The sequence below is a fragment of the Pseudomonas meliae genome (genome assembly GCF_001400515.1).
Lineage (GTDB): Bacteria > Pseudomonadota > Gammaproteobacteria > Pseudomonadales > Pseudomonadaceae > Aquipseudomonas > Aquipseudomonas amygdali.
Genome location: NZ_LJQT01000438.1, coordinates 1 through 682, shown reverse-complemented (window position 1 = coordinate 682; position 682 = coordinate 1). Strand labels below are relative to the sequence as shown.

At 49.3% G+C, this 682-nt stretch carries 1 pseudogene; it reads left to right on the top strand.

The features are described 5' to 3' along the window. Positions 1-301, top strand: a pseudogene (locus ALO64_RS24735) (zonular occludens toxin domain-containing protein); the annotation flags it as partial. Positions 302-682 lie beyond the last annotated feature (381 nt).

Genomic DNA, 682 nt, shown 5'->3' with positions numbered 1-682 from the left:
TTTTACAGTGGCGGTGACAAATGGTGAGGACACCGTTTGCCAGTGCTATTCACAGCAGGCCACACGCATGACAACGTCTTTTGATTTCTGTATGTCAGTCGTGCAGAACGGATATTTTGATGACACTAAACAGCAGCCGGCGTATGCCACACCGGCCGGTCTTTCATCAACTCGCTCCCTTGAGTCGCGCGACGGTCCGCAGCGAGGGCTCGCAGCGGTGGACCAGAGCGCGCAACCACAAAAGGTTTCACGTTTTAACATCATTCCTGATACCAGTCGCACGCAACGAACGATCAAATGACAGGCAGCCGGTTATAACTCGACTAAACTGTAATTTAGTTGAGTTATGCTTTTTAGTGATTAAAAGGACTGTACATCGATGCCGTCATGGATTTCAGAGGTACGCATAATGTATATTATGTTAAATTGTATCTATTTGTAACTGCTATCCGCTTGTCACCAGCCCCCGAAAACCAGACTTTGCTTCTGGCATCCTAAAAGTGAATCGCCATTCGCCAATGTACTTAGTCGCTCAACCGGCGGCTGAGGAGCGTTACGCCATGATGAAGTCAGCGCCGAACATCGATTAAGAACCCAGCCCGCCGTCCGAATCGCCAGCTCCAGTCGACCCTACAAATTCCTTCGTAACCCTAGACCCAGCACTAGGTATCCTCTGAAAAAG